The following is a 23,965-nucleotide window of genomic DNA, read 5'->3' as shown; positions in this document are numbered from 1 at the left end:
GGCTTAGCGCTGCCCCAAGGCGCGGTCAACCGAACGGCATCACGCCTTTGAGACGAGCCCGGCCATGCGGCGTGAACTTGGCACTCCGGATTGCCGATCCGGTGTGCGTAGCCCGGGCTCCACCAGGAACGCGAACACCAATCCCGCAGCTTGAGACCCCTGATTGCATGGAGGATCAGGAGCGTCCTGCGCCGGTAGCCAAACCTCAAGTCATACCGCCGTTATGCACTCCGCTCCGGATGTGAGGCCGACCAACCAGCCGGCCGGATCATGACTTGGTGCGCTCAACTCAGGAGAGCGTGCATGATGGCTATCCGGCCGGTCTCGCCCTCATGCACCTCGATGCGCGATGGGATGGCGACGAACCCCATCGGTGGCGTCACGAACAGCAGATCGGGTTGCTCGCCTATGCCATTGCTGACCTCGACCTCGACGACGAGGCCGTCGATTTCGAGAGCGAAGACCATTTCGAGCGCGTTGCCATGCGTGAGTCGGTTCACGAACAGGATATCGGCAGGATGGTCTTCCGCAGGGATCAACTGGACGCTGGCGGAGGTGGTGATTCCCCAGGCCAGGATGTCCCGGCCGGACGACAGGCCGTCCTCATTGGCCGAGACTGGCGAGGAGGTCGCCAAACTCAGGAAAGTGACGGAGGCCAGCAGGCTCCGGTTGGCGTGGTCAGTGAACGGCATGAACGAACTCCAGATCGAACGGGTCCGTACCGGGAACGCGAGACAGGCGGGGCGCGGTTCGCCATAACGCGACGAGCGGCACCCGGAAACACGCGACTGCCTTGGAATTCAGCGGCCATGCAGCGACCCGATGGTTGCCTCAGCGGTACATGCCTGCCCGGCGGGGTTCACCAGACCGGGCACTGTCCGCTCCTTAAGGAGAGGAACCGCATGAAGGCCCTTGCGTTCCCGGGGCATGAAACGCGCTCTCTTGTCCGTGATCCTTCTTGCAGCGTCCCTTCCCTTGTCCGCCGAGGAGGTGGGCCGGGTGGGGGTGGATTGGGTCGGCAACGACATCATCGTGGAAGCCCTGCCCGACCCCGGTGTTCAGGGCGTCACCTGTCACGTCGCCTATTTCGAGCGCTCGCTTGTGGACCGCCTGTCACAGGGAAACTGGTTCGAGGATCCGTCGAATTCGTCCATCGCCTGCCGCCAGACCGGTCCCATCGTCATCGGCGACATCGACACCAGCCCAGAGGGCGAGGAGATCTTCTCCGAAAGACAGTCCATCATCCTGAAATCGTTACGGGTGACCCGCATCTTCGATCAGGAGAGTCAGGTCTTGGTCTACCTTGCTCATGCCAACGAGCTGACCGAAGGCTCGGCCAAGATGTCGATCTCCACCGTTCCTATCTGGAACGCCGGAGGCTGAACCCGGGTCAGAGGTTCAGGTTGTCCACGACCTCCGGCAGATCCTCGAACGAGCAGAGCAGCACTTCGGGCTCCAGCGCGGCCATGTCCTCACCGGAGGGTCCAAACGCCACAAGGATAGAAGGGACGCCGGCCGCCCGAGCGGTGCGGTGATCGGTGTCGCTGTCCCCTACGAGGCAGGCCCGGGAACCGATGCCTCCGGCCCGCGTCACCGCTTCATGGAACGGCAACGGGTCGGGCTTGCGGACCGGCAGGGTATCCGCACCGACGAGACTGTCGAACAGGTCCCGCACCCCCAGTTTGTCGAGCAAGATCTCGGACAGGCCCTCGGGTTTGTTGGTGCATATCCCGGTCCGATAGCCGGCAGCCCGCAGATGATGCAAAGCGGTGACCGCGCCGGGATAGAGCCGGGTGTGATGGCAGATCGCATCCGCGTAGCGCCGCAACAAACGGGGATACTGCCTCTCGATCTCCGCCTCGTCATTGATGCCGGCCCGTGACAGGCCGAGCGCGAGCATGGCTCTTCCCCCTTTAAGGGCTACTCCGGCATCACTGTCGTCCAGCAGGTCGCCCAATCCCAGTTCGCGGAAACATCCGTTCGCAGCGGCGAGGAGATCCCCGCTCGTGTCGGCGAGGGTTCCGTCGAGGTCGAAGATCACGGTGCGCGGGCCTTGGGTCATGCAGGCACCTCCTGTGGCCGCTGTAACCGAGCGAAGGAGGATGTGAAGCCCCGCCCAGGGCCTGAGGCTTGGAAAGGCCCGACCTGTTGCATAGAAGGGCGGTCAACCAGAACGGGCAGAAGAGGCGGACATGAGCGGGACAGGAGGCCTGGGCGTCATCATCCTAGCGGCAGGTGCAGGCACGCGGATGAATTCCGAACGGCCCAAGGTTCTGCACGAACTGGCAGCCGCGCCGCTGCTTCACCATGCCATGCGTTCGGCTGCAGCCCTGGCGCCGGAACAGATGGTGGTAGTCACCGGCGTTGGCGCGGCCGAGGTCGAGAAGGCCGCCCGCGCCTTCGATCCCGATGTGTCCACCGTGCATCAAGCCGAGCGTCTTGGAACGGCCCATGCCGTTCTCCAGGCCCGCGACCTGCTGGGCCAGCATGATGGCGACGTTATCGTTCTTTATGGCGACACGCCCTTTGTCACGCCGGAGACGCTGGAGCGGATGATGGAAGCGCGAAGCAGGGCCGACATCGTCGTCCTTGGCTTCGAGACTGCCGATTCGGACGCCCGCTACGGCCGGCTCGTGACGCACGGCGACGTGCTGGAGCGGATCGTCGAGTGGAAGGATGCGGATGCGGCGACCCGCGCGATCCGGCTCTGCAACTCTGGCGTGGTCTGCGCCGAGGGCACGTTCCTGTTCGATCTCCTTCGCGAGGTGGGGAACGACAACGCTGCCGGAGAGTACTATCTGCCCGACGTCGTGGCGATCGCAGCGGGTCGGGGGATGACGACGACCGTGGTGCGCTGCGAGGAGCCCGAGACGCTCGGCATCAACTCCAGGGCCGAACTCATGGCGGCCGAACGCGCCTTCCAAGCCCGCATCCGCGCGCAGGCGCTGGAGGACGGCGTCTCCATGCAGGCGCCCGAGACGGTGATCTTCGCCTACGATACCTTCGTGGGCCGCGACACGATCATCGAGCCCAACGTCGTCTTTGGCCCCGGCGTCACCGTCGAGAGCGGAGCCCGCATCCGCGCCTTCTCGCATCTCGAGGGATGCCACGTCTCGAGGGGCGCTACGGTCGGACCCTTTGCGCGGCTCCGCCCCGGAGCGGAATTGGCCGAAGACGTCCATGTCGGCAACTTCGTGGAGATCAAGGCGGCCCAAATCGGCGAAGGTGCGAAGGTCAACCATCTGAGCTACATCGGCGATGCCGATGTCGGTGAGCGGACGAACATCGGTGCGGGAACCATCACCTGCAACTACGACGGCGTGTTCAAGCACCGGACGATCATCGGGCGTGATGCCTTCATCGGGTCCGACACGATGCTGGTTGCCCCCGTACGAATCGGGGACGGCGCCATGACGGCCTCGGGCTCGGTCATCACCAAGGATGTCGCCCCCGGCTCGCTGGGTCTCGCTCGTGCCAGACAGGTCGAGAAGCCAGCTTTCGCCACCAAGTTGTTCGAGAAATTGCGCGCCCTCAAGGCCGCCAGATCGGGGGCCTGACACCATGTGCGGCATCGTCGGAATCCTGGGCACCCACGAGGTCGCGCCACTACTGGTCGAGTCCCTCAAGCGGCTCGAATATCGGGGCTATGACAGCGCGGGTATCGCCACCATCAACGACGGGCACTTGGACCGCCGTCGCGCGGTAGGCAAGCTAGTGAACCTGTCCGATCTCCTTGTCCACGAACCGCTGGCCGGCAAGGCGGGTATCGGTCACACCCGCTGGGCGACCCATGGCGTGCCGTCAATCCGCAACGCGCATCCGCACAGCGCGGGACGCGTCTCCGTCGTTCACAACGGGATCATCGAGAACTTTCGCGAACTGCGCGAATGGCTGGCCGGGCGCGGCCTGTCGCACGAGTCGGACACGGACACCGAAACGGTCGCGATGCTCGCCAATCACTTTCTGTCCGAAGGAGCAAGTCCGGAGGATGCCGTCGAGCTCACGCTGGCGCGGCTTCACGGAGCTTATGCGCTCCTGTTCCTGTTCGAGGGCGAAGAGGATCTGATGATCGCCGCCCGGAAAGGCTCTCCGCTGGCCATCGGACACGGCGACGGAGAGATGTTCGTCGGCAGCGACGCCATCGCACTCGCGCCCATGACCTCCAGGATCACATACCTCGAAGAAAGCGATCGAGCCGTTGTGACCCGCTCGGGAGCACGGATCATGGACAGCGGCGGTCGTCTCGCCAACCGTCCGGTCAAGACGATCCACATCGACGCCGCACAGGTGGACAAGGCAGGGCACCGGCACTTCATGGCGAAGGAAATTGCCGAACAGCCTTCCCGGCTGACCAGCGCCCTGTCATTTTACCTGAGCGACGACGGCGCCATTCGCCTGCCCGAGCCCGGCATCGACTTTACCGGAGTGGATCGGCTGACGATGGTCGCCTGCGGAACGGCGTCCTACGCCTGCCACGTCGCCAAGTACTGGTTCGAGCAACTGGCCGGTCTGCCGGTCGATATCGATGTCGCATCGGAGTTCCGTTACCGCGAACCTCCCCTGGCCGCCCGGACCACCGCGTTGTTCGTGAGCCAGTCGGGTGAGACCGCGGACACCTTGGCCGCCCTGCGCTACTGCCGCGGCAAGGCGGATCGGATTCTGTGTGTGGTAAATGTCGCGGAAAGCTCCATCGCCCGAGAGTCGGACCTTGCGCTGCCCATTCTGGCCGGACCCGAGATCGGCGTCGCGTCAACCAAGGCCTTCTCGTGCCAGTTGCTCGTCCTGGGGGTTCTTGCCCTCGAAGCTGCACGGCAACGGGGACGCCTCGACGGAGCCGCCTATGCTGAGCAGGTCGAAAGCCTGCGGGCCTTGCCGGGTCTGGTGAACCATGCCCTGTCGATCAGCGACGAGGCGGCCCGCATCGCAACCAGGCTGGCAGAAGCAAGGGACGTTCTCTTCCTTGGGCGGGGGCGAATGTTCCCCCTTGCCCTTGAAGGAGCGCTGAAGCTGAAAGAAATCAGCTACATCCATGCCGAAGCCTACGCGTCAGGCGAACTGAAGCACGGGCCAATCGCCTTGGTGGACAAGTCGGTGCCCGTTATCGTCATGGCCCCGCATGACGAGCTGTTCGATAAGACCGTGTCCAACATGCAGGAGGTGATGGCCCGAGGCGGGCGCGTGCTCCTGATTACGGACCGCGCGGGGGCTGCGGCAGCCTCTCATGGCGTGTGGGAAACACTGGTCATGCCGGATGTCGCCGACCTCTGGGCTCCGATTCTATATGCCGTGCCTGCACAGCTTCTGGCCTATCACACGGCCATGGCGAAAGGCACCGACGTGGACCAGCCACGCAACCTTGCCAAGAGCGTCACGGTGGAATGAATGGCCAAGCAGTTCAGTAGCTTCGAAGCCGCCCATGAGGCATTCATCAAGGATCAGGCCATCTATTTCGTCGCAACGGCCGCGCCGGACGGGCATGTGAACGTATCGCCAAAGGGTCGCGACTCGCTTCGCATCCTTGGCCCGAACCGTTTGGCGTGGCGGAACCTGACCGGCTCTGGCAATGAAACGGCGGCACATCTGCTCAGGGCCAATCGCATGACGGTGATGTGGTGCTCGTTCACGACCCGTCCGTTGATCCTGCGCGCCTATGGCACGGCCAGTGTGATCCACCGAGACGAGCCAGGATGGGACCTGATGGATGCCCTTTTCCCGCCTGAGCCCGGGGTGCGTCAGATTTTCGACATGTCCGTCGAGTTGGTTCAGACGTCCTGCGGCTATGCCGTGCCCTTCATGGATTTCCGGTCCGAGCGCGACACGCTGAACCAGTGGGCGGAGGCCAAGGGCGAAGACGGAGTCGAGCGGTACTGGCAGGAGAAGAACCGTCGCAGCATCGACGGCTTTCCAACCGGCCTCCCCGAATGACGGTCGAAGAGGCTCTTGCCACCATATCGGCCCGCGCCGACGAAACCAGGGCAGCCGAGATGGCCGCCTACCACAAGGCACCCCGCCGCTACCTGGGGGTGTCCGTTCCGGAAATCACCGAACTCGCCGACCACTGGCGCGAGGGGGCCACCCTGGAAGACAGGATCGCGTTGGCCGCCGCGCTGTGGACCACGGACATCCACGAAGCGCGCATCGCCGCAGCCAAGCTCCTCACGCAAGCCCGGATCCGCCCAGACGACGAGCCAGCCTGGCGCTTGATCGCGTCGTGGGTCCCCGACTTCGACGCTTGGGCCATCGCGGATCACGTCGCCAGCGCCGGTGGGAGGAGGCTTGTCAGCGATCCGCGGCGCCTTGACGAGGTGGAAACCTGGATCGAGTCGGACCATATATGGAGCCGTCGCGCCGCGCTGGTCATGACGCTGCCCTGGACCAAGAACCGGTTTCCGAAGCCCGATGAGATCGCGGTACGCGAGCGGGTGCTTGGCTGGTGCGCGGCGCTGGTGCCGGACCGGGAGTGGTTCATCCAGAAGGCCATCGCGTGGTGGCTGCGCGATCTGTCGAAACGAGACCCTGATCGGGTCCGGACATGGCTGAAGGCACACGGTTCCGGAATGAAGGGCTTTGCCCGAAAGGAAGCCGCGCTCCACCTCGCGGTCTAAACCCGAAAGGCCAGCCCGCGCAGCGCCGGCATGCTACGCCGAAACCGCTGTTCCATGCGTGTTGAGGAGATAGCGCGCAAAGATCGGCGCGGTCGCAGCCCCAAGGGCGCGCGCATTGCCACCGACCTGACCTTCCTCGATCCGGATAGGCGCCAAGCCCCGCGTATCGAGCGTCAGCAGTTCCTTGCGCGTTTCGTCCACCAATCGCGTCCGCACCTCGGCGGGGAACGCGCCGTCGATCAGCACGGCCTCGAAGTCGATCACGGCGCAGACCGTGACGGCCGCCCGGGCCAGCTGGCGCGCGGTCTGCCGGATCCAGTCGTCCAAGGCTCCGGCCAGCCCTGTCCAGTCCTGGGGCTGTGCCCACAGCCGGTCGGATGGCTGGCCCGTCCGGTGCAGGGCGTCCTCCAGCAGGAACAGCGATGCGGTGTCGATGAGTTGCCGGTCCGACCGGTCGGTTCCGGGCACAAGGAGCGATCCGAATGCCCCGGAATTCCCGAACGCTCCCTCGAACACCGAATGGTTCAGGACAACGCCACCGCCGATGAAGCTCCCTATGAAGAAGTACGCAAGATCGCGGAACTCCCGGCCGCGGCCATAGATGTGCTCGGCCCGACAGGCGGCCGTTCCATCGTTCTCCAAGAAGACAGGCAGGGGCGAGAACTCCGCGACGGCGGCGGCGTAGTCGACCTCGCGCCACGCATCCAGAACCTTGTCGGGAGCGCCGATGGCGGCATGCCAGTCCCAGATCTCATAGGGCTTGGCGATCCCGATGCCTGCGACGCGGTCGGCCGATTCAGGGATTGTCTCGCGCAGGAACCGTCCCAGCCCCTCGCTGAGGAAACCGAACACGTCCCGAGGCACCGGCCAGCGGTAGGTGGTCTGGAGTTGCGCCCTGATGCCACCTGTCAGATCCGACAGGAGGAGATCCGCGCTGCGGCGGCCGATCTTGAGCCCCACTGAGAACGCTCCATCGGCCACGAGGCTCATGGGCACCCGGGGCTTTCCGACACGGCCCCGCTGGGGCAGACCCCGCCGGACGAGCCCGTCCCGCTCCAACTCCCTCAGGATCACGGACACGGTCTGTGCCGAAAGCCCCGCCACCCGAGCCAGGTCACTGCCCGGCAGCGGCCCGTGCCGTTGCAAGGTGGACAGGATCAGTCGTTCATTGTGGTCGCGCAGCCCCTGCTGGTTCACGCCAGCGCTCAGGCTGCGCACCGCGCCCGTTGTCATCGTGCGTCCTCCTTGGCCTGAACATGGCCAAGCTGATTAATAAATCAAGCTGACAAACATATTGACGCCAAGGCTGGGTTCGGTATCTCCTACGACCGTTCCCGACGCCAAGGAGGCGCGGGATGGATGCGGGTCGGAAGACCTGCGCCGTAAGTCTGGGAGGACTGAACCTATGAAGAAGCTTCTTGCCGGCTCCGCGCTGGCGGTCATCGCCATGTCCGGCGCCGCCGCCGCCCAGGAAGGCACGTCGGCCTGCCTGATCACCAAGACGGAAACGAACCCGTTCTTCGTGAAGATGCGCGAAGGCGCCGAGGCCAAGGCCGCCGAGCTCGGCATCACGCTGAACGCCTATGCGGGCCGCGAGGACGGCGACCACGAGTCCCAGGTCCAGGCCATCGAGACCTGCATCGCCAACGGTGCCTCGGGGATCCTGATCGCCGCCTCCGACACCGCCGCCATCGTGGACTCTGTGCAGGCCGCCCGTGACGCCGGCCTCTTGGTGATCGCGCTCGACACGCCGCTGAACCCGATCGACGCGGCTGACGCGACCTTCGCGACCGACAACTTTCAGGCGGGTCTGCTGATCGGCCAGTGGGCTGCCGCCACGCTCGGCGATGCGACCGCCGACGCCAAGATCGCCTTCCTCGACCTCGACGTGAGCCAACCCACCGTGGACGTGCTCCGCGACCAGGGCTTCATGCAGGGCTTCGGGATCGACACCAAGGACGCTGCCGTCATCGGTGACGAGGACGACCCCCGCATCGTCGGCCACGATGTCACTCAGGGCAACGAGGAAGGCGGCCGTCGCGCGATGGAGAACCTCCTCGCCACGAACCCCGACATCAACGTCGTCTACACCATCAACGAGCCCTCGGCCGCCGGCGCCTATCAGGCTCTCCAGGCTATCGGCCGTGAGAGCGACGTGCTGATCGTCTCCGTGGATGGTGGCTGCCCCGGTGTGCAGAACGTGCAGGACGGCGTGATCGGCGCCACCTCGCAGCAGTACCCGCTGCAGATGGCCGCCCTCGGAGTCGAGGCGATCGCCCAGTTCGCCGCCGACGGCACCCTGCCCGAGCCCACCGAGGGCAAGGACTTCTACGACACCGGCGTTGCGCTGGTAACCGGTGCGCCGGTCGACGGCGTCGAGTCGATCTCGGTCGAAGAAGGCCTGGAGCTCTGCTGGGGTTGAGCCTTGGCATGAGGCTTGATCGCGAAGGCGGTCTCGCCTCACACTGATCGGAACTGGGGCGGGCTTCGGTCCGCCCCAGGCACATCAGGGGGAACAAACCCTCGCCCGGAGGAGAACGCATGAGCGGCACCGACAACTTCGAAGCCGTGGTCAAGGAGCGCCGCACCGAGGCGGTGGCCGAGTTCCACGAAGACAAGACCCTGATCAAGCGTTTCCAGCACGCACTTCATTCGGCGCCGTCCCTTGTGCCTCTGATCGTGCTGATGGTTTCGATCCTGCTTTTCGCCGGGTTGGTCGGAACGCGCTTCTTTTCGGCGGCAACGCTCACGCTCATCCTTCAGCAGGTGCAGCTCGTGGGGATCGTCGCGGCGGCGCAGACGCTGGTCATCATGACGGCTGGAATCGACCTCTCGGTCGGGGCCATCGCGGTTCTGTCCTCGGTCGTCATGGGCCAGTTCGCCTTTCGGTATGGCATCCCCGTGCCGTTAGCGGTCCTGTGCGGACTTGGGGTCGGGACCGCGCTTGGAACCATCAACGGCTGGCTGGTGGCGGTGATGAAGCTGCCCCCGTTCATCGTTACGTTGGGTACCTGGCAGATCATCCTCGCCACCAACTTCCTCTACTCGGCCAACGAGACTATCCGCGCCCAGGACATCGAGGATAGGGCGCCCCTGCTCCAGTTCTTTGCCAGCACGTTCAAGATCGGCGCCGATGAGAATGGCCGCGGGGGTGCGACCTTCACCTTTGGTGTGATCTTCATGATCCTGCTGATCGCTGTTCTGTCCTATGCGCTGCGGAGCACCGCCTGGGGCCGCCATGTCTATGCCGTGGGCGACGATCCGGACGCGGCCCAGTTGTCGGGCGTGAACGTCCGGGGAACGCTGATCTCGGTTTATGCGCTGTCGGGCCTGATCTGCGCCTTTGCCGGCTGGGCCCTGATCGGTCGGATCGGATCGGTTTCGCCGACCTCGGGGGCCGAACTCAACATCCAGTCCATTACGGCCGTGGTGATCGGGGGCATCTCGCTCTTTGGCGGGCGGGGCTCCATCTGGGGGGCGCTCTTCGGGGCCCTCATCGTCGGGGTCTTCTCGCTGGGGCTGCGCCTTCTGGGCGTCGACCCGCAATGGACCTTCTTCTTCATCGGCCTTCTCATCATCGTGGCCGTGGCCGTGGACCAGTGGATCAGAAAGGTGGCCGCTTGATGCAGACGCAAACCCAAGTCCAGGATCCGACCATGGCGGGGCGGCAGCCCATCCTGATGGGCCGGGGCCTCGTGAAGCGCTACGGCAAGGTCGTGGCTCTGGACCACTGCGATTTCGACCTCTACCCGGGTGAGATCCTGGCGGTCATCGGCGACAACGGAGCGGGTAAGTCCACGCTGATCAAGGCCGTGTCCGGCGCCGTCATCCCGGACGAGGGGGACATCCTCCTTGACGGGCAGAAGGTCGCGTTCCGAACCCCGACCGAAGCACGGCAAGCCGGGATCGAGACGGTTTATCAGACCCTTGCCATGTCCCCGGCGCTGTCGATCGCGGACAACATGTTCATGGGCCGGGAACTGCGGAAGCCCGGCATCCTGGGCCAGTGGTTCCGCCAACTCGATCGCCCGCGGATGGAGCGGTTCGCCCGTGAAAAGCTGAACGACCTTGGCCTGATGACGATCCAGAACATCAACCAAGCGGTCGAAACGCTGTCCGGCGGACAGCGCCAGGGGGTGGCGGTGGCTCGCGCCGCGGCCTTCGGGTCCAAGGTCATCATCCTGGACGAACCGACGGCGGCCCTTGGCGTCAAGGAATCGCGCCGGGTGCTGGAGTTGATTCTCGACGTCCGGTCGCGGGGCATCCCTATCATCCTGATCTCGCACAACATGCCGCACGTGTTCGAAGTCGCGGATCGCATCCACGTCCACCGCCTTGGCAAGCGGCTTTGCGTGATCCGGCCGCAGAACCACACCATGTCGGATGCGGTGGCCTACATGACCGGGGCTCGCGTCCCGGACACCGAGTTCGAGACCGCCTGACCTTTTAAGGCGCGCCGGGTTGCGCAGTGGCGGAGATCGTCATCCGAGACGATCTCCGCTCTTCGTCTTTCTTGGCCCCAGGGACTCCGGCGATGGTCTGGCCGGACTGCCCGCCGGATCGTGTTGGGACGGGCGAATGCAAGGGCTTCTTCAACACCGGATGACCTCCGGATCGGCCGTAGCGGTCTTGCCCCGGCCATCGGCGCAGATCGGAAAAAACGGGGCTTCGACGGACGTTGGGCTCCAACACGACGAGGCCTCCCTTGCGGGAGGGCCGTCCGGGCCTATGATCCCTAAGAATGAACACCGTAGCGAACCACCCGCTCGACAGCGCGACGATCGCGCGGCTCCTTGCCGGGCGGCACGACGAGCCATTCTCGGTCCTTGGGCCGCATGTTCATGGCGATGAGACCTGGGTCACGGCCATCGATCCTGGGGCCGAGGAGATGTTCGCGATCATCGGATCGCAGGACGTCCCGCTACCGCGGATCGAGGGACCTTTGTTCTGCGGACGCATTCCGGCGGGTCAGTCAGATTATCGGCTGCGAGGCCGCGGGCATGGCAGCACCTGGACCTACGACGACGCCTATCGCTTCGGCCCCGTGCTGGGCGACCTCGACGAGTACCTGCTGGGTGAAGGCACCCACCAATGCCTCTGGCAGGCCTTGGGCGCCCATGTCATGGATCATCAGAAGGTTCGTGGCACCCATTTCGCAGTCTGGGCGCCCAACGCGCGTCGGGTTTCCGTGGTCGGAGACTTCAACGCTTGGGATGGCCGGCGTCACGCCATGCGTCGTCGCGGCGCCACCGGTGTCTGGGAGATCTTCGTGCCCGGTGTCGGCGATCTCGCCACCTACAAGTACGAGATCATCGGCCCGCATGGAGAGCTGCTGCCTCTCAAGGCGGACCCCGTGGGCTTCGGCGCCCAGCACCCGCCCGAGACGGCCAGTGTCGTGCGCGACATCAGCGGTTATGGCTGGGACGACAAGGAATGGATGGATCTCCGGGCGGACCGCAATCGCCGGGATGCACCCATCTCGATCTACGAGGTGCATCTCGGCTCCTGGAAGCGGGTCTCGGCTGACGGGGGGCGCCCGCTGTCCTATCGCGAGGCGGCCGTCGAACTGGTGAGCTACGCCAAGGAGATGGGTTTCACCCATCTCGAGTTCCTGCCCGTGTCGGAGTATCCCTTCGACGGCTCCTGGGGCTACCAGCCCGTCGGGCTTTATGCGCCGACGATTCGCTTCGGCCCGCCGCACGAGTTCCGGGACCTTGTCCAGGCGGCGCACGAGGCAGGTCTGGGCATTCTTCTGGACTGGGTGCCCGGGCATTTTCCAAGCGACGCCCACGGCCTTGCTCGGTTTGACGGCACGGCGCTCTACGAGCATCAGGACCCGCGCGAGGGGTTCCACCAGGACTGGAACACCCTGATCTACAACTATGGCCGCCGGGAGGTCGCCAACTTCCTGGTCGCCAATGCGCTGTTCTGGCTAGACGAATATCACATCGACGGGCTGCGCGTGGATGCCGTGGCGTCCATGCTTTATCGTGACTATTCACGGAAAGCCGGCGAGTGGGTTCCCAACGTTCATGGCGGCCGGGAGAACCTAGAGGCCATCGACGTCCTGCGGCGGATGAACGAGGCCACCTATGGCCGGCATCCCGGCATCATGACGGTAGCCGAGGAGTCGACGTCGTTCCCGAAGGTCTCGGCTCCCACGAATGTGGGCGGACTCGGGTTCGGCTACAAGTGGAACATGGGGTGGATGAACGACACCCTGTCCTACATGCACAAGGAGCCGGTGCACCGGAAGTATCACCACCACCAGATGACGTTCGGCCTCCAGTACGCCTTTTCCGAGAACTTCATCCTGCCGATCAGCCATGACGAGGTCGTGCACGGCAAAGGCTCCATGGTCGCCAAGATGCCCGGCAACTGGTGGGAAAAATGCGCCAACCTCCGGGCCTATTACGGCTTCATGTGGGGGCACCCGGGCAAGAAGCTCCTGTTCATGGGTTGCGAGTTCGGACAGCGCGCCGAGTGGAACCACCAGATCGAGATCGACTGGGCGGCCCCGGCTCATGGCCCAGAGCACCGGGGCATCCAGCGACTCGTCCGCGACCTTAACACCCTGTACCGGGCAACGCCGGCGCTCCATGCCCGCGACTGCGACCCGGAAGGCTTTGCATGGATCGAGGGTGGCGACGCAGAGAACTCGGTCTTCGCATGGATCCGCCGCGGCTTCGAAACGGACGCGCCCTGCGTTGTGGTTAGCAACTTCACCCCCGTCGAACGTCGGGATCACCGCATTGGCCTGCCCGAGGGTGGGCGGTGGCGCGAGGTGATGAACACCGACGCCGTGCTGTACGACGGCGGCGGACGGGGCAACATGGGCGGCGTCACCGCCGAGGAGCGCGGCTGGATGGGCCAACCCTTCTCGGCGCCGATGACGTTGCCGCCGCTTTCGACGCTGATCTTCCAACTAGACCGCTGACGGGAGGGGAGGCCCGACGCATGCCGCAGACTCGCAGACTGACCAACAGATCCATGGCCTTTGTTCTGGCGGGCGGACGGGGCTCCCGGCTGCGGGAGCTCACGGACCGCCGGGTAAAGCCCGCCGTGTACTTCGGGGGCAAGTCCCGGATCATCGATTTTGCTTTGTCGAACGCGATGAACTCGGGCATCCGCAAGATCGCCATCGCCACACAGTACAAGGCCCACAGCCTGATCCGCCATCTCCAACGCGGATGGACCTTCTTTCGGGCCGAGCGGAACGAGTTTCTCGACATCCTGCCGGCTTCCCAGAGGATGGACGATGAGAGCTGGTACCGGGGCACGGCAGACGCGGTGACGCAGAACATCGACATCGTGGACAGCTACGACGTCGATTTCATCATCATCCTGGCAGGCGACCACATCTACAAGATGGACTACGAGGTCATGATCCGCGAACACGCCGAAAGCGGTGCTGACGTGACGATCGGCTGCCTTACCGTTCCGCGCGAAGAGGCCTCGGCCTTTGGCGTCATGGCCGTCGATGCCACCGGCAAGATCACCAGCTTCTTGGAGAAGCCGAAGGATCCACCCCCTACGCCGGAGAATCCCGACCTGTCGCTGGCCTCGATGGGCATCTACGTCTTTTCATGGCCATTCCTGCGCCAACTTCTGCAACACGACGCGAACGACCCGAACTCGAGCCATGACTTCGGGCACGACCTGATCCCGGCCATCGTGGCGCGCGGCGCGGCTCGGGCGCATCGCTTCGACGATTCCTGCGTCCGCGCGCCCGGTGCGCCGGCCTATTGGCGCGACGTGGGCACAGTGGATGCGTACTGGCAGGCCAACATCGACCTGACCAACTTCATCCCCGAGTTGAACCTTTGGGATCATGAATGGCCCATCTGGACCTATTCGGAGATGACGCCGCCGGCCAAGTTCATTCATGACGAGGTCGGACGCCGGGGGAGCGCGGTTTCGTCCATGGTGTCAGGTGGCTGCATCATCTCGGGCACGGAGGTGCGCAACTCGTTGCTTTTCACACAGGTCCACACGAACTCATTTGCCACGCTCGACCATGCCGTCGTCCTGCCTTACGTGACCGTGAACCGCCACGCCCGCCTGCGGCGCGCGGTGATCGACAGAGGCGTGGTGATCCCGGAGGGGCTGATCGTGGGCGAGGATCCGGTGGAGGACGCGAAGTGGTTCCGCGTCAGTGAAAAGGGGATCACCCTTGTCACCCAGGACATGCTGGACCGAAGAGCCGCGAGCCTGTGATGCGGGTCCTGTCGGTCGCCTCGGAATGCGCCCCCCTGGTCAAGACCGGGGGGCTCGCTGATGTGGTGGGCGCCCTGCCCTCCGCCTTGAGGGCGGAAGGGGTGGAGATGCGCGTCCTTCTGCCAGGCTACCCCGAGGTGCTCAGGGCGATCGCCCGCGAGGGGATCGTCATGGAGGAGTGGAACCTCTTCGGTGGGCACGCAACAGTCATCGCGGCGACGGCTGCGGGCCTCGACCTTCTCGTGGTCGACGCGCCGCATCTGTATGAGCGAACGGGCAGCATCTATCTGGGCGCTGACGGGCATGACTGGCCGGACAACCCGGAACGGTTCGCCGGCCTGTGCTGGATGGCGGCACGCATCGCGGCCGAAGGTCTGGGTGACTGGACGCCGGACGTTCTTCATTGCCACGACTGGCAGGCTGGCCTAGTTCCCGAATACCTCCGAGCGGTTGCTGCAGATCGGCGGCGGGCCGGCACGATCCTGACGGTTCACAACATAGCGTTTCATGGCCTGGCTTCGTACGCCAGGATCGGCTCGCTTCGGTTGGACCCGGGCCGGTTCAACGCGGATGGCTTCGAGTTCTGGGGGCGGATCTCGGCGCTGAAGGCCGGGCTCGTCGGGGCGGACCGGCTCACCACGGTATCGCCGACCTACGCCGCCGAGCTGATGCGTCCGGAGTTCGGCATGGGCCTTGATGGGGTGATCCGCGCGCGGCGGGATGATCTGCACGGGGTCCTTAACGGGATCGATGAGTCAGTGTGGAACCCTGCCACCGATCCCGCGGTGCAGCCCTACTTTGATCCGGCCGGCAAGGCCGCCAACAGGGAGGCGCTCCGCCGGGAGTTCGGACTGCCCGAATCCGACGGTCCGCTCTGCGTCGTCGTGTCCCGGCTGACCGAGCAGAAGGGACTGGACCTGCTGATCGAGGCCCTGCCCAGCCTTCTGGCCCATGGAGGCCAGTTGATCGTGCTCGGCTCGGGCGACGGCTGGCTGGAGGAGAGTTTCCGCAAGGCGAGCCAGAATGGCCAAGTGGGCGTGCGGATCGGCTATGACGAGGCGCTGTCGCACCGGATGATCGCGGGCGGGGACGCCATCCTCGTGCCATCGCGCTTCGAACCCTGCGGCCTGACGCAGATGTACGGCCTGCGGTATGGGACGGTCCCGGTCGTGGCGCTGACGGGCGGCCTGGCCGACACGGTTATCCATGCCTCGCCCGCCGCTCTGGCCGCCGGGGTGGCGACGGGCATTCAGTTCCACCCGGTCACGGTCGATGCGCTGAACGGTGCGCTCGTGCAACTCTGCACGCTCTTCAAGGACCAAGACGTCTGGACGCGGATGCAGGCGAATGCGATGGCGCAACCGGTAGGGTGGCACACTTCGGCCAGAGCCTATGCAAAGCTGTATCGCGACGTCGCCAATCACGCATGAAGCCTCAAGGCACCATCATCGCCAGCGGAAACGCCCCTCATGGCGCCATCACTTCGGGACGTCCCTATCCCCTTGGAGCCACCTGGGACGGAGAAGGCGTGAACTTCGCCGTCTTCTCGCAGCATGCGACGAAGATGACGCTGTGCCTGTTTTCGCCCGACGGACGCTGGGAAGCCGAATGGATCGACCTTCCCGAGCGGGATGGCCATATCTGGCACGGCTACGTGCCGGGGCTCCTGCCCGGCCAAGCCTATGGCTACCGCGCTCACGGGCCGTATCGCCCGGATGAAGGGCACCGCTTCAATCCGCACAAGCTCCTCCTCGATCCGTATGCCAAGCGCATCATTGGCACGGTGGAGTGGGATGATGCCCTGTTCGGCTACGACGTCACGTCCAAGCACGCTGACCTGACCTTCGACACGCGGGACTCGTCGAACTTCATGCCCCGGGCCGTAGTGACCGACCCATCCTTTTCCTGGGGGCCGGACCGGGCACCGAACCATGCGCTGAGCGACACGATCATCTACGAGGCGCATGTGCGCGGTCTGACCATGGGTCGGCGCGATATCCCGCACCGGGGCACGTTCGCGGGGCTCGCCTCGGACCCGATCCTGGATCACCTCAGCCGTCTGGGCGTGACCGCGATCGAGCTGCTTCCCGTCCACGCCTTTCTCGACGAAAAGTTCCTGCTGGACAGGGGGCTGAAGAATTACTGGGGCTACATGACGCTGGGCTTCTTTGCGCCCGAACCCCGCTACATGACGACGGGCCAGCTGTCCGACTTCCAAGCCATGGTCCAGCGGTTCCACGGGGCCGGCATCGAGGTCATCCTCGACGTGGTGTACAACCACACCTGCGAGGGGAACCAGATGGGCCCCACGCTGAGCTTCCGCGGCCTCGACAACGCCAGCTACTACCGTCTCGCAGAAAGCCCGCGCTATTACATCAATGACACCGGCACCGGGAACACACTGAACCTGGACCACCCCTTCGTCATGCGGCTGGTGCTCGATTCGCTCCGCTACTGGGTAGAGCAGATGCATGTGGACGGGTTCCGCTTCGACCTTGCCACCACTCTGGGACGGACGGTGCGGGGATTCGACCGCAACCACCCGTTCCTTCAGGCCATCCGCCAGGACCCTGTCCTGAGCCGGGTCAAGCTCATTGCGGAGCCGTGGGACGTGGGGCCGGGGGGCTATCAGCTCGGGGCTTTTCCACCCCCCTTCCTCGAGTGGAATGACAAGTTCCGGGATCAAGTGCGGCGCTACTGGCGCAAGGACCCGGACATGACGCGCAAGCTTGCGATGCGCCTATCGGGCTCGGCTCTCAAGTTTGATCATGACGGCCGGCCAGCGACGTCCTCGGTCAACTTCCTGACCGCGCATGACGGGTTCACGCTGATGGATCTCGTCTCGTATAGCGGCAAGCGCAACCTCGCCAACGGCGAGGAGAACCGCGACGGCCATTCCGAGAACCACAGTGACAACCTGGGCATCGATGGCCAGACGGACGACCCATCGGTCCTGGCGCGACGGGCACAGCGTCGGCGCAACTTGCTGACGACGCTGATGCTGGCGCAGGGAACCCCGATGATCCTCGGGGGCGATGAGCTCGGCAACTCCCAGGACGGCAACAACAACGCCTACTGCCAGGACAACGCGACCGGCTGGGTGGACTGGGACAACGCCGATCCCGACTTCCTTCGCTTTTGCCGGGATATCGTGGCGTTTCGCAAGCGCCACCCGATCCTGCGGCAGCGCCGGTTCCTTCATTCGCGCTCGCGCACCATCGACGGTCAGGTGGACCTGTTCTGGCGCCGCGCCGACGGCGACCTGATGACCGAAGTGGACTGGAACAACCAGAACCAGCGCCTGATCGCCGCCGAGATGCGCGTAGCGGCCGGCACACCGGACTACATCGCCCGCTCCTCGCGCGAGGACGCCATCTTTGCGGTCTTCAACGCCGGCGAGGAGCAGCTCGTGTTCCTGCCGCCGGTGCCTTTGGACCGCGTCTGGGTTCTGCAGGTGAACACCGCGCAGCCCGGAGAGCCGCCGACGCGCATTCACCGGGCTCTGAGGGTCGAGGCCGACTCGGTCGTCGTGCTTGCCCTTGAGTCCACGCCCATCCCTTACCGTTCCTGAGGAGATCCCGTATGGAGATTGCGACCGTCCCGACCGCCCCCATCGCCGGCCAGAAGCCGGGCACCAGCGGGCTTCGGAAGAAGACGCGCGTCTTCATGCAGCCGCACTTCCTGGAGAATTACGTCCAAAGCATCTTCGACGGCATCGGCGGGGTGCAGGGCAAGACGCTCGTGCTGGGCGGGGACGGGCGCTACTTCAACGACCGCGCCGCGCAGGTGATCCTGCGCATGGCAGCCGCCAACGGCGCGGCGCGGATCATCGTGGGTCAGGGCGCGTTGCTCTCCACGCCGGCCGCGTCGAACCTGATCCGCCAGCGCGGGACCGATGGCGGCCTGATCCTGTCCGCATCGCACAATCCGGGGGGCGAGGACGCGGATTTCGGGCTCAAGTACAACACACCGAACGGCGGCCCGGCGCCCGAACATGTCACCGACCGCATCTTCGAGGCGACGAAGGCCATCACGGAATACCGGATCGCCGTCGCGCAGGATGTGGACCTGTCGCGGCCAGGCCTGACGCAAATGGGCGAACTGGTCGTTGAGGTGGTCGATCCCGTGGCGGATTATGCGGCGCTGATGGAGACGCTGTTCGATTTCGGTGCTCTGCGGTCGCTGTTCGCCTCGGGCTTCAGGGCACGCTTCGATGCGATGCACGCGATCACCGGTCCTTATGCCAAGGAGATCCTGGAAAACCGTCTGGGCGCGCCGGAAGGGACGGTGATCAACGCCACGCCCTCGCCCAATTTCGGCGGCGGGCACCCGGACCCGAACCCGATCTGGGCCAAGCCCCTCGTGGACGCTATGATGGGCCCCGATGCGCCCGACTTCGGGGCGGCGTCGGACGGCGACGGGGACCGAAACATGATCCTGGGGCGCGGCCTTTATGTGACCCCATCGGACAGCCTAGCGCTGCTGGCAGCGCAGGCGCACCGGGCTCCGGGTTATCGGGACGGCTTGGCCGGGGTCGCCCGGTCCATGCCGACATCGGGAGCGGTGGACCGCGTGGCCGCAGCCAAGGGGATGCCCTGCTTCGAGACGCCGACAGGCTGGAAGTTCTTCGGCAACCTCCTTGATGCAGGCCGCGTCACGCTCTGCGGGGAAGAATCGGCTGGGACCGGCTCGGACCACGTCCGCGAGAAGGACGGGCTTTGGGCTGTCCTGCTTTGGCTGAACATCCTTGCGGAGTCGCGCCAGAGCGTGAAGGCCCTGATGGAGGAGCATTGGCGCACCTATGGGCGCAACTACTACTCGCGTCATGACTACGAGGATGTGGAAAGCGAGAGGGCCAACGCCCTTTATGACGGGCTGCGGGCGCAGTTGCCCACCCTGCCCGGCCAGAGCTTTTCCGGCCTGACGGTCGCGACTGCGGATGAGTTCGCCTACGACGATCCCGTGGACGGATCGCGGTCGGAGCAGCAAGGCCTGCGGATCGGCTTCGAGAACGGCGCCCGCGTAGTGTTCCGGCTTTCGGGGACCGGCACGGTGGGGGCCACGCTCCGGGTCTATCTGGAGTCCCTGGAAACCGATCCGGCGCGGCTGGACCGTGACCCGGCCGAAGCGCTGGGGCCGATCGTGCAGGCTGCGGACGAGATCGCGGGCATCAGGCAGCACACCGGGCGCATGGCGCCGGACGTCGTAACCTGAAATCAGTCGGAGCGTATCCCCGCGCCGCTGAGCGGGTCGGGGACGGCCTCCGGCTCTGCCCGGCGGACGCCACTCCGGCCAGGCAGGGGGCGCTGTTTCGACGCGCGGCGGCAGGGGCTTGGTTCCCCGGTCGGTCCGAAGGCACTTTTCCGGGTCCCAGTTGAAAGCGGTGCGGGGGTGCCTTCCGGAGGCGGGAGAGCGATGTCCCGCCAGCGGCCCCGTCTGGTCTCGGCCCTAGGGTGGCCGAAGACTGTCAAGGTTCCGTCACCGCTGCGCGCGGTGGGCCTGATCCGAAGCAACGGGGGACGGGCAACTGGCCCTAACCTGCATCCCGCTGGGCGATCCAATCGTGGTCGGGGTCGTTCTGGAAGCGCCATTTCCGGAGCGGCCCGGCCATGACGTTGAGGTAGTACATCTCGTAACCGTGGGGCGCGCCGCAGGGGTGGTGGCCTTTGGGGACGAGCGTTACGTCGTGGTTACGGACGGCCATCGTCTCGTCGAGCGAGCCATCCTCGGTGTAGACCCGCTGGATGCCGAAGCCCTGCGCGGGGTTGAGGCGCATGTAGTAGGTTTCCTCCAGATAGGTCATGCGCGGGAAGTCGTCCTCGTCGTGACGGTGGCTCGGGTAGCTCGACCAGTGGCCGGCGGGGGTGAACACCTCGGTCACCAGGAGAGAGTCCGCGACGTCGCGGCCTTCCATGGCGATGTTGTTCACGTGCCGGGTGTTGGTGCCCCGGCCCCGGGGCGTGAGCTCGATCCCCTCCGGGCCGAGGCGCTGGGCTTCGTGGCCGCCCTGCCCTGGCGCGGTGCAGACGGCCAAGGTGCAGTCGGTGGTGGCCACCGCCTCCCAGTCGGTGCCGTTCGGCAGGTAGAGGCAGTGGGGCGGGGTCTTTTCGAAGACGTCCATGCGGTTGCCCAACTCGCCCCAGTCCTGGCCCGCGCCAGTGATGCGGGCGCGCCCCTCGACGAGGACCAGGATGACCTCGCGGTCGCCGGTGGCCTCGGCGGCGCGTTCACCCGCGCGCAGGCGGTACAGCCCGAAGCCCACATAGCCCCAGCCCGCGCTGTCGGGCGTGATGTCGTGGACCTTGCCGGTGTCGCCTGCGGGGTGGACGAGAAGGTGGCTCATTTGTCCTCGGGCTCGCGCGGGTTGAAGGTGACGAAGAAGCCATAGGCGGCATAAAGGCCGATGGCGCCGAACAGGATGGCCCACATCATCTGGCCCGTGCTGGCCTCGAACATCGCCCAGAGAAGGCAGACCGCAACGATCAGGATGCGGAGCCAGAGCGGGCGGAAGAAGGGGTGGTTGAAATCGAAGAGCCTTTCCATGGGGCCTCTCTCCGGAATGGGACGGCTCCTGTGTCTAGGAGCCGCCGTCTGGGTCAGGTGCGCGCCTGCTCGCGGATGCGCGCTTCGTAGGCCTCGCGCTTTTCGCGCACTTCCGCCCGTTCCGACACCTCGGGGACGGCCACGTCCCACCAGAATCCGCCATGCGGCGTGGAGGGATAGGGGTCGGTGTCGATGACGACGACATAGGGCCCTTGTGCCTCGTGTCGGCGGGCCAGCGCCTGCTCCAATTCGCTGATGGTGCCTACCTTGACGGCCTCGGCTCCCATGCTGGCGGCGTGAGCCGCGAAATCGATGCGGCTGTTCGCGCCGCCATGGGCGTCCTTGAGGAGGTTGTTGAACTCCGCGCCCCCGGTCGACATCTGAAGGCGGTTGATGCAGCCGTAGCCCCGGTTGTCGGTGATGACGACGGTGAAGGGCACCTTCATCATCGCGGCGGTCGCCAGTTCGCTGTTCATCATCATGTAGCTGCCGTCGCCCAACATGCAGACGACGTCGCGATCCGGCTCGGCCATCTTGATGCCCAGCGCGCCCGCGATCTCGTAGCCCATGCAGGAGAAGCCGTATTCCATGTGGTAGGACATCGGGCGAGTGGCCTTCCAGAGCTTGTGAAGCTCACCGGGCATGGTGCCGGCGGCGCACATCACCACCGTGTCGGGACCGCTGGCACGTTGGACGGCGCCGATGACCTGGCTGTCAGTGGGCAGCGCGTTGTCGTCGGGCTTTGGCGCGTCGGTGAGCTGATCGACGTCCGAGAACCAGTCAGCCTTGAGCGAGGCGGGGATCGGCTTGGCGTGGTAGCCGGGCAGAGCCGCGAGAACGGCCGCAAGGCCCGCCTCGGCGTCGCAAGCCAACGGCTCGGCCCCGTGCTTCATCGCGTCATAGGCCTGGACGTTGAGGCTGACGAGCTTGCGGTTGGGACGGGAAAAGAGCGCCCAGGAGCCGGTGGTGAAGTCCTGGAAGCGGGTGCCCACCCCGATCACGAGGTCGGCGCTGCCGCATACTGCGTTGGCGGCGGCCGTCCCGGTGACCCCTACCGCGCCAAGGTTCAGCGGATGATCCCAAGGCAGGGACGACTTGCCGGCCTGGGTTTCCACGACCGGGATGCCGGTGGCCTCGGCGAAACGGCGAAGCGCCTCGGTGGCGTGGCCGTAATGGACTCCGCCCCCCGCGACGATCACGGGGGAGTCCGCCCCCTTGATGAGGGCAGCGACGCTCGCGACCTCGACCGGATCGGGCTGCGCGCGGCGGCGGCGCCACGCGCGGGGCTCGAAGAAGGCGGCGGGGTAATCGTAGGCCTCGGCCTGAACGTCCTGACAGAAGGACAGCGTGACCGGGCCGCAGTCGGCGGGGTCGGTCATGGTCCGCATGGCACGCGGGAGCGCGGTCAGGAGTTGTTCGGGACGCTCGATCCGGTCGAAGTAGCGGGACACCGGGCGGAAGCAGTCATTGACCGAGACGGTGCCGTCATTGAAATCCTCGAGTTGCTGGAGCACCGGGTCGGGGCCGCGGTTGGCGAAGACGTCGCCCACGACGAACAGGACCGGAAGGCGGTTGACATGGGCCAGGCCCGCCGCCGTCACCATGTTGAGCGCGCCTGGACCGATGGACGAAGTCACCATCATGGCGTGGCTGCGGCCAAGCTGCTTGGCATAGGCGATGGCCGCGTGGGCCATCCCCTGTTCGTTGTGGCCCCGGCAGGTCTGGAAGGTGTCACGGGCGCCGTGCAGCGCCTCCCCGATGCCGGCCACGTTGCCGTGTCCGAAGATCGCCCAGCAGCCCGAGATGAAGGGCGTCCCATCCTCGGCAAGCTGGTTCTGGAGCCAGCGCACCATGGCCTGCGCGGCGGTGAGGCGGATCGTCGACATGTCAGAAGTCCTCGAAGGCGAAAGCGACCGGAAAGGCCGCGCTGACGGAATTGGCGATGGTGGACGTGGCCGCAGCGTCGTCGAAGCATTCGCGCGCATGAGCCGGTTCGTCGGCAGCAATGCGGGCGTGGATCGTGGCGGCAGTGACCCGGAGAGGGGCACCCGACAACGTGACGTCCACCGCGACCTCGACGGCGCCAAGCACCGTGCCCCGCGCCTCGGCGGCGTAATGGAGATCGTTCCAGAAGCAGCCCCCGATCGAGGCGGCAAGAAGCTCGGCCCCATTGAAGCCGAGGCCTTCGCCCTGGGCCACGCCTTCGGGCCGGTCGGCGATGAGGCTCCGCGTGCCAGCCCGCCCGAAGCCCGCGCGACTGCCGGGCAGGTTGTGGAAGCGCAACGAGACGGTCCGAGTCATGCGGCACCCCTCCGCTCCGAGGTCGCCTGTCCCGCACGCGCCGCGTCCCAGGTCGCGCACAGGCCCGCAAAACGCCGGGCCATCTCCGCGACCGCTTCCTTGTCGCCCATCTCCCCCCTGAGCCAGGCGCGCGCCACCGAACCGAAGATCGTGCGGCCCACGGCGAAGCCCTTCACGAGCGGCTGGCGCGCAGCAAGCCGGAAGCTCTGGGCCAGCTCCTCGGCGGGGGCGTCGAGCCCCAGCACCACCACGCCCCGCACATGCGGGTCGTGCGCCGTGATGGCGTCGCAGGCCTTGGC

The 23,965-nt window shown here is 65.7% G+C and carries 21 protein-coding genes; 13 read left to right on the top strand and 8 right to left on the bottom strand.

Features of this window, described 5'->3' with window-relative positions:
- Nucleotides 1-284: 284 nt before the first annotated feature.
- A complete protein-coding gene (locus FHG66_RS06945; protein ID WP_139076028.1) occupies nucleotides 285-692 on the bottom strand; it encodes a hypothetical protein in 408 nt (135 codons plus the stop codon).
- 235 nt (nucleotides 693-927) lie between these two features.
- Here FHG66_RS06945 and FHG66_RS06940 point away from each other — a divergent pair, with 235 nt between their 5' ends.
- A complete protein-coding gene (locus FHG66_RS06940) occupies nucleotides 928-1,383 on the top strand; it encodes a CreA family protein (RefSeq protein WP_139076027.1) in 456 nt (151 codons plus the stop codon).
- Nucleotides 1,384-1,390: 7 nt separating this feature from the next.
- Here FHG66_RS06940 and FHG66_RS06935 read toward each other — a convergent pair whose 3' ends face one another.
- A complete protein-coding gene (locus FHG66_RS06935; protein ID WP_139076026.1) occupies nucleotides 1,391-2,062 on the bottom strand; it encodes an HAD-IA family hydrolase in 672 nt (223 codons plus the stop codon).
- Between the two features lie 130 nt (nucleotides 2,063-2,192).
- On the opposite strand from FHG66_RS06935, the gene glmU reads away from it, so the two are divergent.
- Genes glmU through FHG66_RS06915 form a run of 4 tightly spaced genes read left to right on the top strand, consistent with a single transcriptional unit; the run spans nucleotide 2,193 to nucleotide 6,605 of the window.
- Entirely contained in the window at nucleotides 2,193-3,557 is a 1,365-nt protein-coding gene (gene glmU, locus FHG66_RS06930; protein ID WP_139076025.1) for a bifunctional UDP-N-acetylglucosamine diphosphorylase/glucosamine-1-phosphate N-acetyltransferase GlmU, read from the top strand.
- A gap of 4 nt (nucleotides 3,558-3,561) precedes the next feature.
- Nucleotides 3,562-5,382 (top strand): glutamine--fructose-6-phosphate transaminase (isomerizing), encoded by a 1,821-nt coding sequence (glmS, locus tag FHG66_RS06925; protein WP_139076024.1) that lies wholly within the window; start codon nucleotides 3,562-3,564, stop codon nucleotides 5,380-5,382.
- Entirely contained in the window at nucleotides 5,383-5,925 is a 543-nt protein-coding gene (locus FHG66_RS06920) for a pyridoxamine 5'-phosphate oxidase family protein (protein WP_139076023.1), read from the top strand. It abuts the gene before it with no gap.
- Nucleotides 5,922-6,605 (top strand): DNA alkylation repair protein, encoded by a 684-nt coding sequence (locus tag FHG66_RS06915; protein ID WP_139076022.1) that lies wholly within the window; start codon nucleotides 5,922-5,924, stop codon nucleotides 6,603-6,605. Before FHG66_RS06920 ends, FHG66_RS06915 begins: the two co-directional genes overlap by 4 nt.
- 33 nt (nucleotides 6,606-6,638) lie before the next feature.
- Here FHG66_RS06915 and FHG66_RS06910 read toward each other — a convergent pair whose 3' ends face one another.
- Entirely contained in the window at nucleotides 6,639-7,838 is a 1,200-nt protein-coding gene (locus FHG66_RS06910; RefSeq protein WP_139076021.1) for an ROK family transcriptional regulator, read from the bottom strand.
- A 172-nt stretch (nucleotides 7,839-8,010) separates the two neighbouring features.
- On the opposite strand from FHG66_RS06910, the gene FHG66_RS06905 reads away from it, so the two are divergent.
- From FHG66_RS06905 to FHG66_RS06870, 8 genes are all read left to right on the top strand, one after another.
- The gene (locus FHG66_RS06905) at nucleotides 8,011-9,027 is read left to right on the top strand and encodes a sugar ABC transporter substrate-binding protein (protein WP_139076020.1); all 1,017 of its coding nucleotides are present in this window, start codon (nucleotides 8,011-8,013) and stop codon (nucleotides 9,025-9,027) included.
- Between the two features lie 119 nt (nucleotides 9,028-9,146).
- On the top strand, nucleotides 9,147-10,229 hold the full coding sequence (locus FHG66_RS06900) for an ABC transporter permease (RefSeq protein ID WP_139076019.1): 1,083 nt from the start codon (nucleotides 9,147-9,149) through the stop codon (nucleotides 10,227-10,229).
- Nucleotides 10,229-11,047, top strand: coding sequence for an ATP-binding cassette domain-containing protein (locus FHG66_RS06895; RefSeq protein WP_246082498.1), 819 nt, complete (start codon nucleotides 10,229-10,231; stop codon nucleotides 11,045-11,047). Before FHG66_RS06900 ends, FHG66_RS06895 begins: the two co-directional genes overlap by 1 nt.
- A gap of 299 nt (nucleotides 11,048-11,346) precedes the next feature.
- Entirely contained in the window at nucleotides 11,347-13,542 is a 2,196-nt protein-coding gene (gene glgB / locus FHG66_RS06890) for a 1,4-alpha-glucan branching protein GlgB (RefSeq protein ID WP_139076018.1), read from the top strand.
- 20 nt (nucleotides 13,543-13,562) lie between these two features.
- Nucleotides 13,563-14,822 (top strand): glucose-1-phosphate adenylyltransferase, encoded by a 1,260-nt coding sequence (glgC, locus tag FHG66_RS06885; RefSeq protein ID WP_139076017.1) that lies wholly within the window; start codon nucleotides 13,563-13,565, stop codon nucleotides 14,820-14,822.
- Entirely contained in the window at nucleotides 14,822-16,252 is a 1,431-nt protein-coding gene (glgA, locus tag FHG66_RS06880) for a glycogen synthase GlgA (RefSeq protein WP_139076016.1), read from the top strand. The genes glgC and glgA overlap by 1 nt, the downstream gene beginning before the upstream one ends.
- Nucleotides 16,249-18,393, top strand: coding sequence for a glycogen debranching protein GlgX (gene glgX / locus FHG66_RS06875; RefSeq protein WP_139076015.1), 2,145 nt, complete (start codon nucleotides 16,249-16,251; stop codon nucleotides 18,391-18,393). Before glgA ends, glgX begins: the two co-directional genes overlap by 4 nt.
- Nucleotides 18,394-18,404: 11 nt before the next feature.
- Complete coding sequence (locus tag FHG66_RS06870) at nucleotides 18,405-20,036, top strand: alpha-D-glucose phosphate-specific phosphoglucomutase (protein WP_139076014.1); 1,632 nt, start codon at nucleotides 18,405-18,407, stop codon at nucleotides 20,034-20,036.
- A 319-nt stretch (nucleotides 20,037-20,355) separates the two neighbouring features.
- Here FHG66_RS06870 and iolB read toward each other — a convergent pair whose 3' ends face one another.
- From iolB to FHG66_RS06845, 5 genes are all read right to left on the bottom strand, one after another.
- Nucleotides 20,356-21,165: a 5-deoxy-glucuronate isomerase gene (iolB, locus tag FHG66_RS06865; RefSeq protein ID WP_139076013.1), complete on the bottom strand. Its 810-nt coding sequence runs from the start codon at nucleotides 21,163-21,165 to the stop codon at nucleotides 20,356-20,358.
- Nucleotides 21,162-21,365: a hypothetical protein gene (locus FHG66_RS06860; RefSeq protein ID WP_139076012.1), complete on the bottom strand. Its 204-nt coding sequence runs from the start codon at nucleotides 21,363-21,365 to the stop codon at nucleotides 21,162-21,164. The genes iolB and FHG66_RS06860 overlap by 4 nt, the downstream gene beginning before the upstream one ends.
- Before the next feature lie 53 nt (nucleotides 21,366-21,418).
- Nucleotides 21,419-23,251, bottom strand: coding sequence for a 3D-(3,5/4)-trihydroxycyclohexane-1,2-dione acylhydrolase (decyclizing) (iolD, locus tag FHG66_RS06855; protein WP_139076011.1), 1,833 nt, complete (start codon nucleotides 23,249-23,251; stop codon nucleotides 21,419-21,421).
- A 1-nt stretch (nucleotide 23,252) separates the two neighbouring features.
- On the bottom strand, nucleotides 23,253-23,666 hold the full coding sequence (locus FHG66_RS06850) for an OsmC family protein (RefSeq protein ID WP_139076010.1): 414 nt from the start codon (nucleotides 23,664-23,666) through the stop codon (nucleotides 23,253-23,255).
- The coding region (locus FHG66_RS06845; RefSeq protein ID WP_139076009.1) for a 2-deoxy-5-keto-D-gluconate 6-phosphate aldolase domain-containing protein at nucleotides 23,663-23,965 on the bottom strand (303 nt) is incomplete at its 5' end. The genes FHG66_RS06845 and FHG66_RS06850, both read right to left, overlap by 4 nt.

This window comes from Rubellimicrobium rubrum (assembly GCF_006152115.1).
Classification (GTDB): domain Bacteria; phylum Pseudomonadota; class Alphaproteobacteria; order Rhodobacterales; family Rhodobacteraceae; genus Rubellimicrobium; species Rubellimicrobium rubrum.
The sequence above is the reverse complement of the archived record's forward strand: the minus strand, read 5'-3'. Positions and strand labels throughout refer to the sequence as shown.

Bases quoted from the DNA above. Each gene is read 5' to 3' on its own strand.
- FHG66_RS06945 (WP_139076028.1), bottom strand. From the start codon at position 692: ATGCCGTTCACTGACCACGCCAACCGGAGCCTGCTGGCCTCCGTCACT.
- FHG66_RS06940 (WP_139076027.1), top strand. From the start codon at position 928: ATGAAACGCGCTCTCTTGTCCGTGATCCTTCTTGCAGCGTCCCTTCCC.
- FHG66_RS06935 (WP_139076026.1), bottom strand. From the start codon at position 2,062: ATGACCCAAGGCCCGCGCACCGTGATCTTCGACCTCGACGGAACCCTC.
- glmU (WP_139076025.1), top strand. From the start codon at position 2,193: ATGAGCGGGACAGGAGGCCTGGGCGTCATCATCCTAGCGGCAGGTGCA.
- glmS (WP_139076024.1), top strand. From the start codon at position 3,562: ATGTGCGGCATCGTCGGAATCCTGGGCACCCACGAGGTCGCGCCACTA.
- FHG66_RS06920 (WP_139076023.1), top strand. From the start codon at position 5,383: ATGGCCAAGCAGTTCAGTAGCTTCGAAGCCGCCCATGAGGCATTCATC.
- FHG66_RS06915 (WP_139076022.1), top strand. From the start codon at position 5,922: ATGACGGTCGAAGAGGCTCTTGCCACCATATCGGCCCGCGCCGACGAA.
- FHG66_RS06910 (WP_139076021.1), bottom strand. From the start codon at position 7,838: ATGACAACGGGCGCGGTGCGCAGCCTGAGCGCTGGCGTGAACCAGCAG.
- FHG66_RS06905 (WP_139076020.1), top strand. From the start codon at position 8,011: ATGAAGAAGCTTCTTGCCGGCTCCGCGCTGGCGGTCATCGCCATGTCC.
- FHG66_RS06900 (WP_139076019.1), top strand. From the start codon at position 9,147: ATGAGCGGCACCGACAACTTCGAAGCCGTGGTCAAGGAGCGCCGCACC.
- FHG66_RS06895 (WP_246082498.1), top strand. From the start codon at position 10,229: ATGCAGACGCAAACCCAAGTCCAGGATCCGACCATGGCGGGGCGGCAG.
- glgB (WP_139076018.1), top strand. From the start codon at position 11,347: ATGAACACCGTAGCGAACCACCCGCTCGACAGCGCGACGATCGCGCGG.
- glgC (WP_139076017.1), top strand. From the start codon at position 13,563: ATGCCGCAGACTCGCAGACTGACCAACAGATCCATGGCCTTTGTTCTG.
- glgA (WP_139076016.1), top strand. From the start codon at position 14,822: ATGCGGGTCCTGTCGGTCGCCTCGGAATGCGCCCCCCTGGTCAAGACC.
- glgX (WP_139076015.1), top strand. From the start codon at position 16,249: ATGAAGCCTCAAGGCACCATCATCGCCAGCGGAAACGCCCCTCATGGC.
- FHG66_RS06870 (WP_139076014.1), top strand. From the start codon at position 18,405: ATGGAGATTGCGACCGTCCCGACCGCCCCCATCGCCGGCCAGAAGCCG.
- iolB (WP_139076013.1), bottom strand. From the start codon at position 21,165: ATGAGCCACCTTCTCGTCCACCCCGCAGGCGACACCGGCAAGGTCCAC.
- FHG66_RS06860 (WP_139076012.1), bottom strand. From the start codon at position 21,365: ATGGAAAGGCTCTTCGATTTCAACCACCCCTTCTTCCGCCCGCTCTGG.
- iolD (WP_139076011.1), bottom strand. From the start codon at position 23,251: ATGTCGACGATCCGCCTCACCGCCGCGCAGGCCATGGTGCGCTGGCTC.
- FHG66_RS06850 (WP_139076010.1), bottom strand. From the start codon at position 23,666: ATGACTCGGACCGTCTCGTTGCGCTTCCACAACCTGCCCGGCAGTCGC.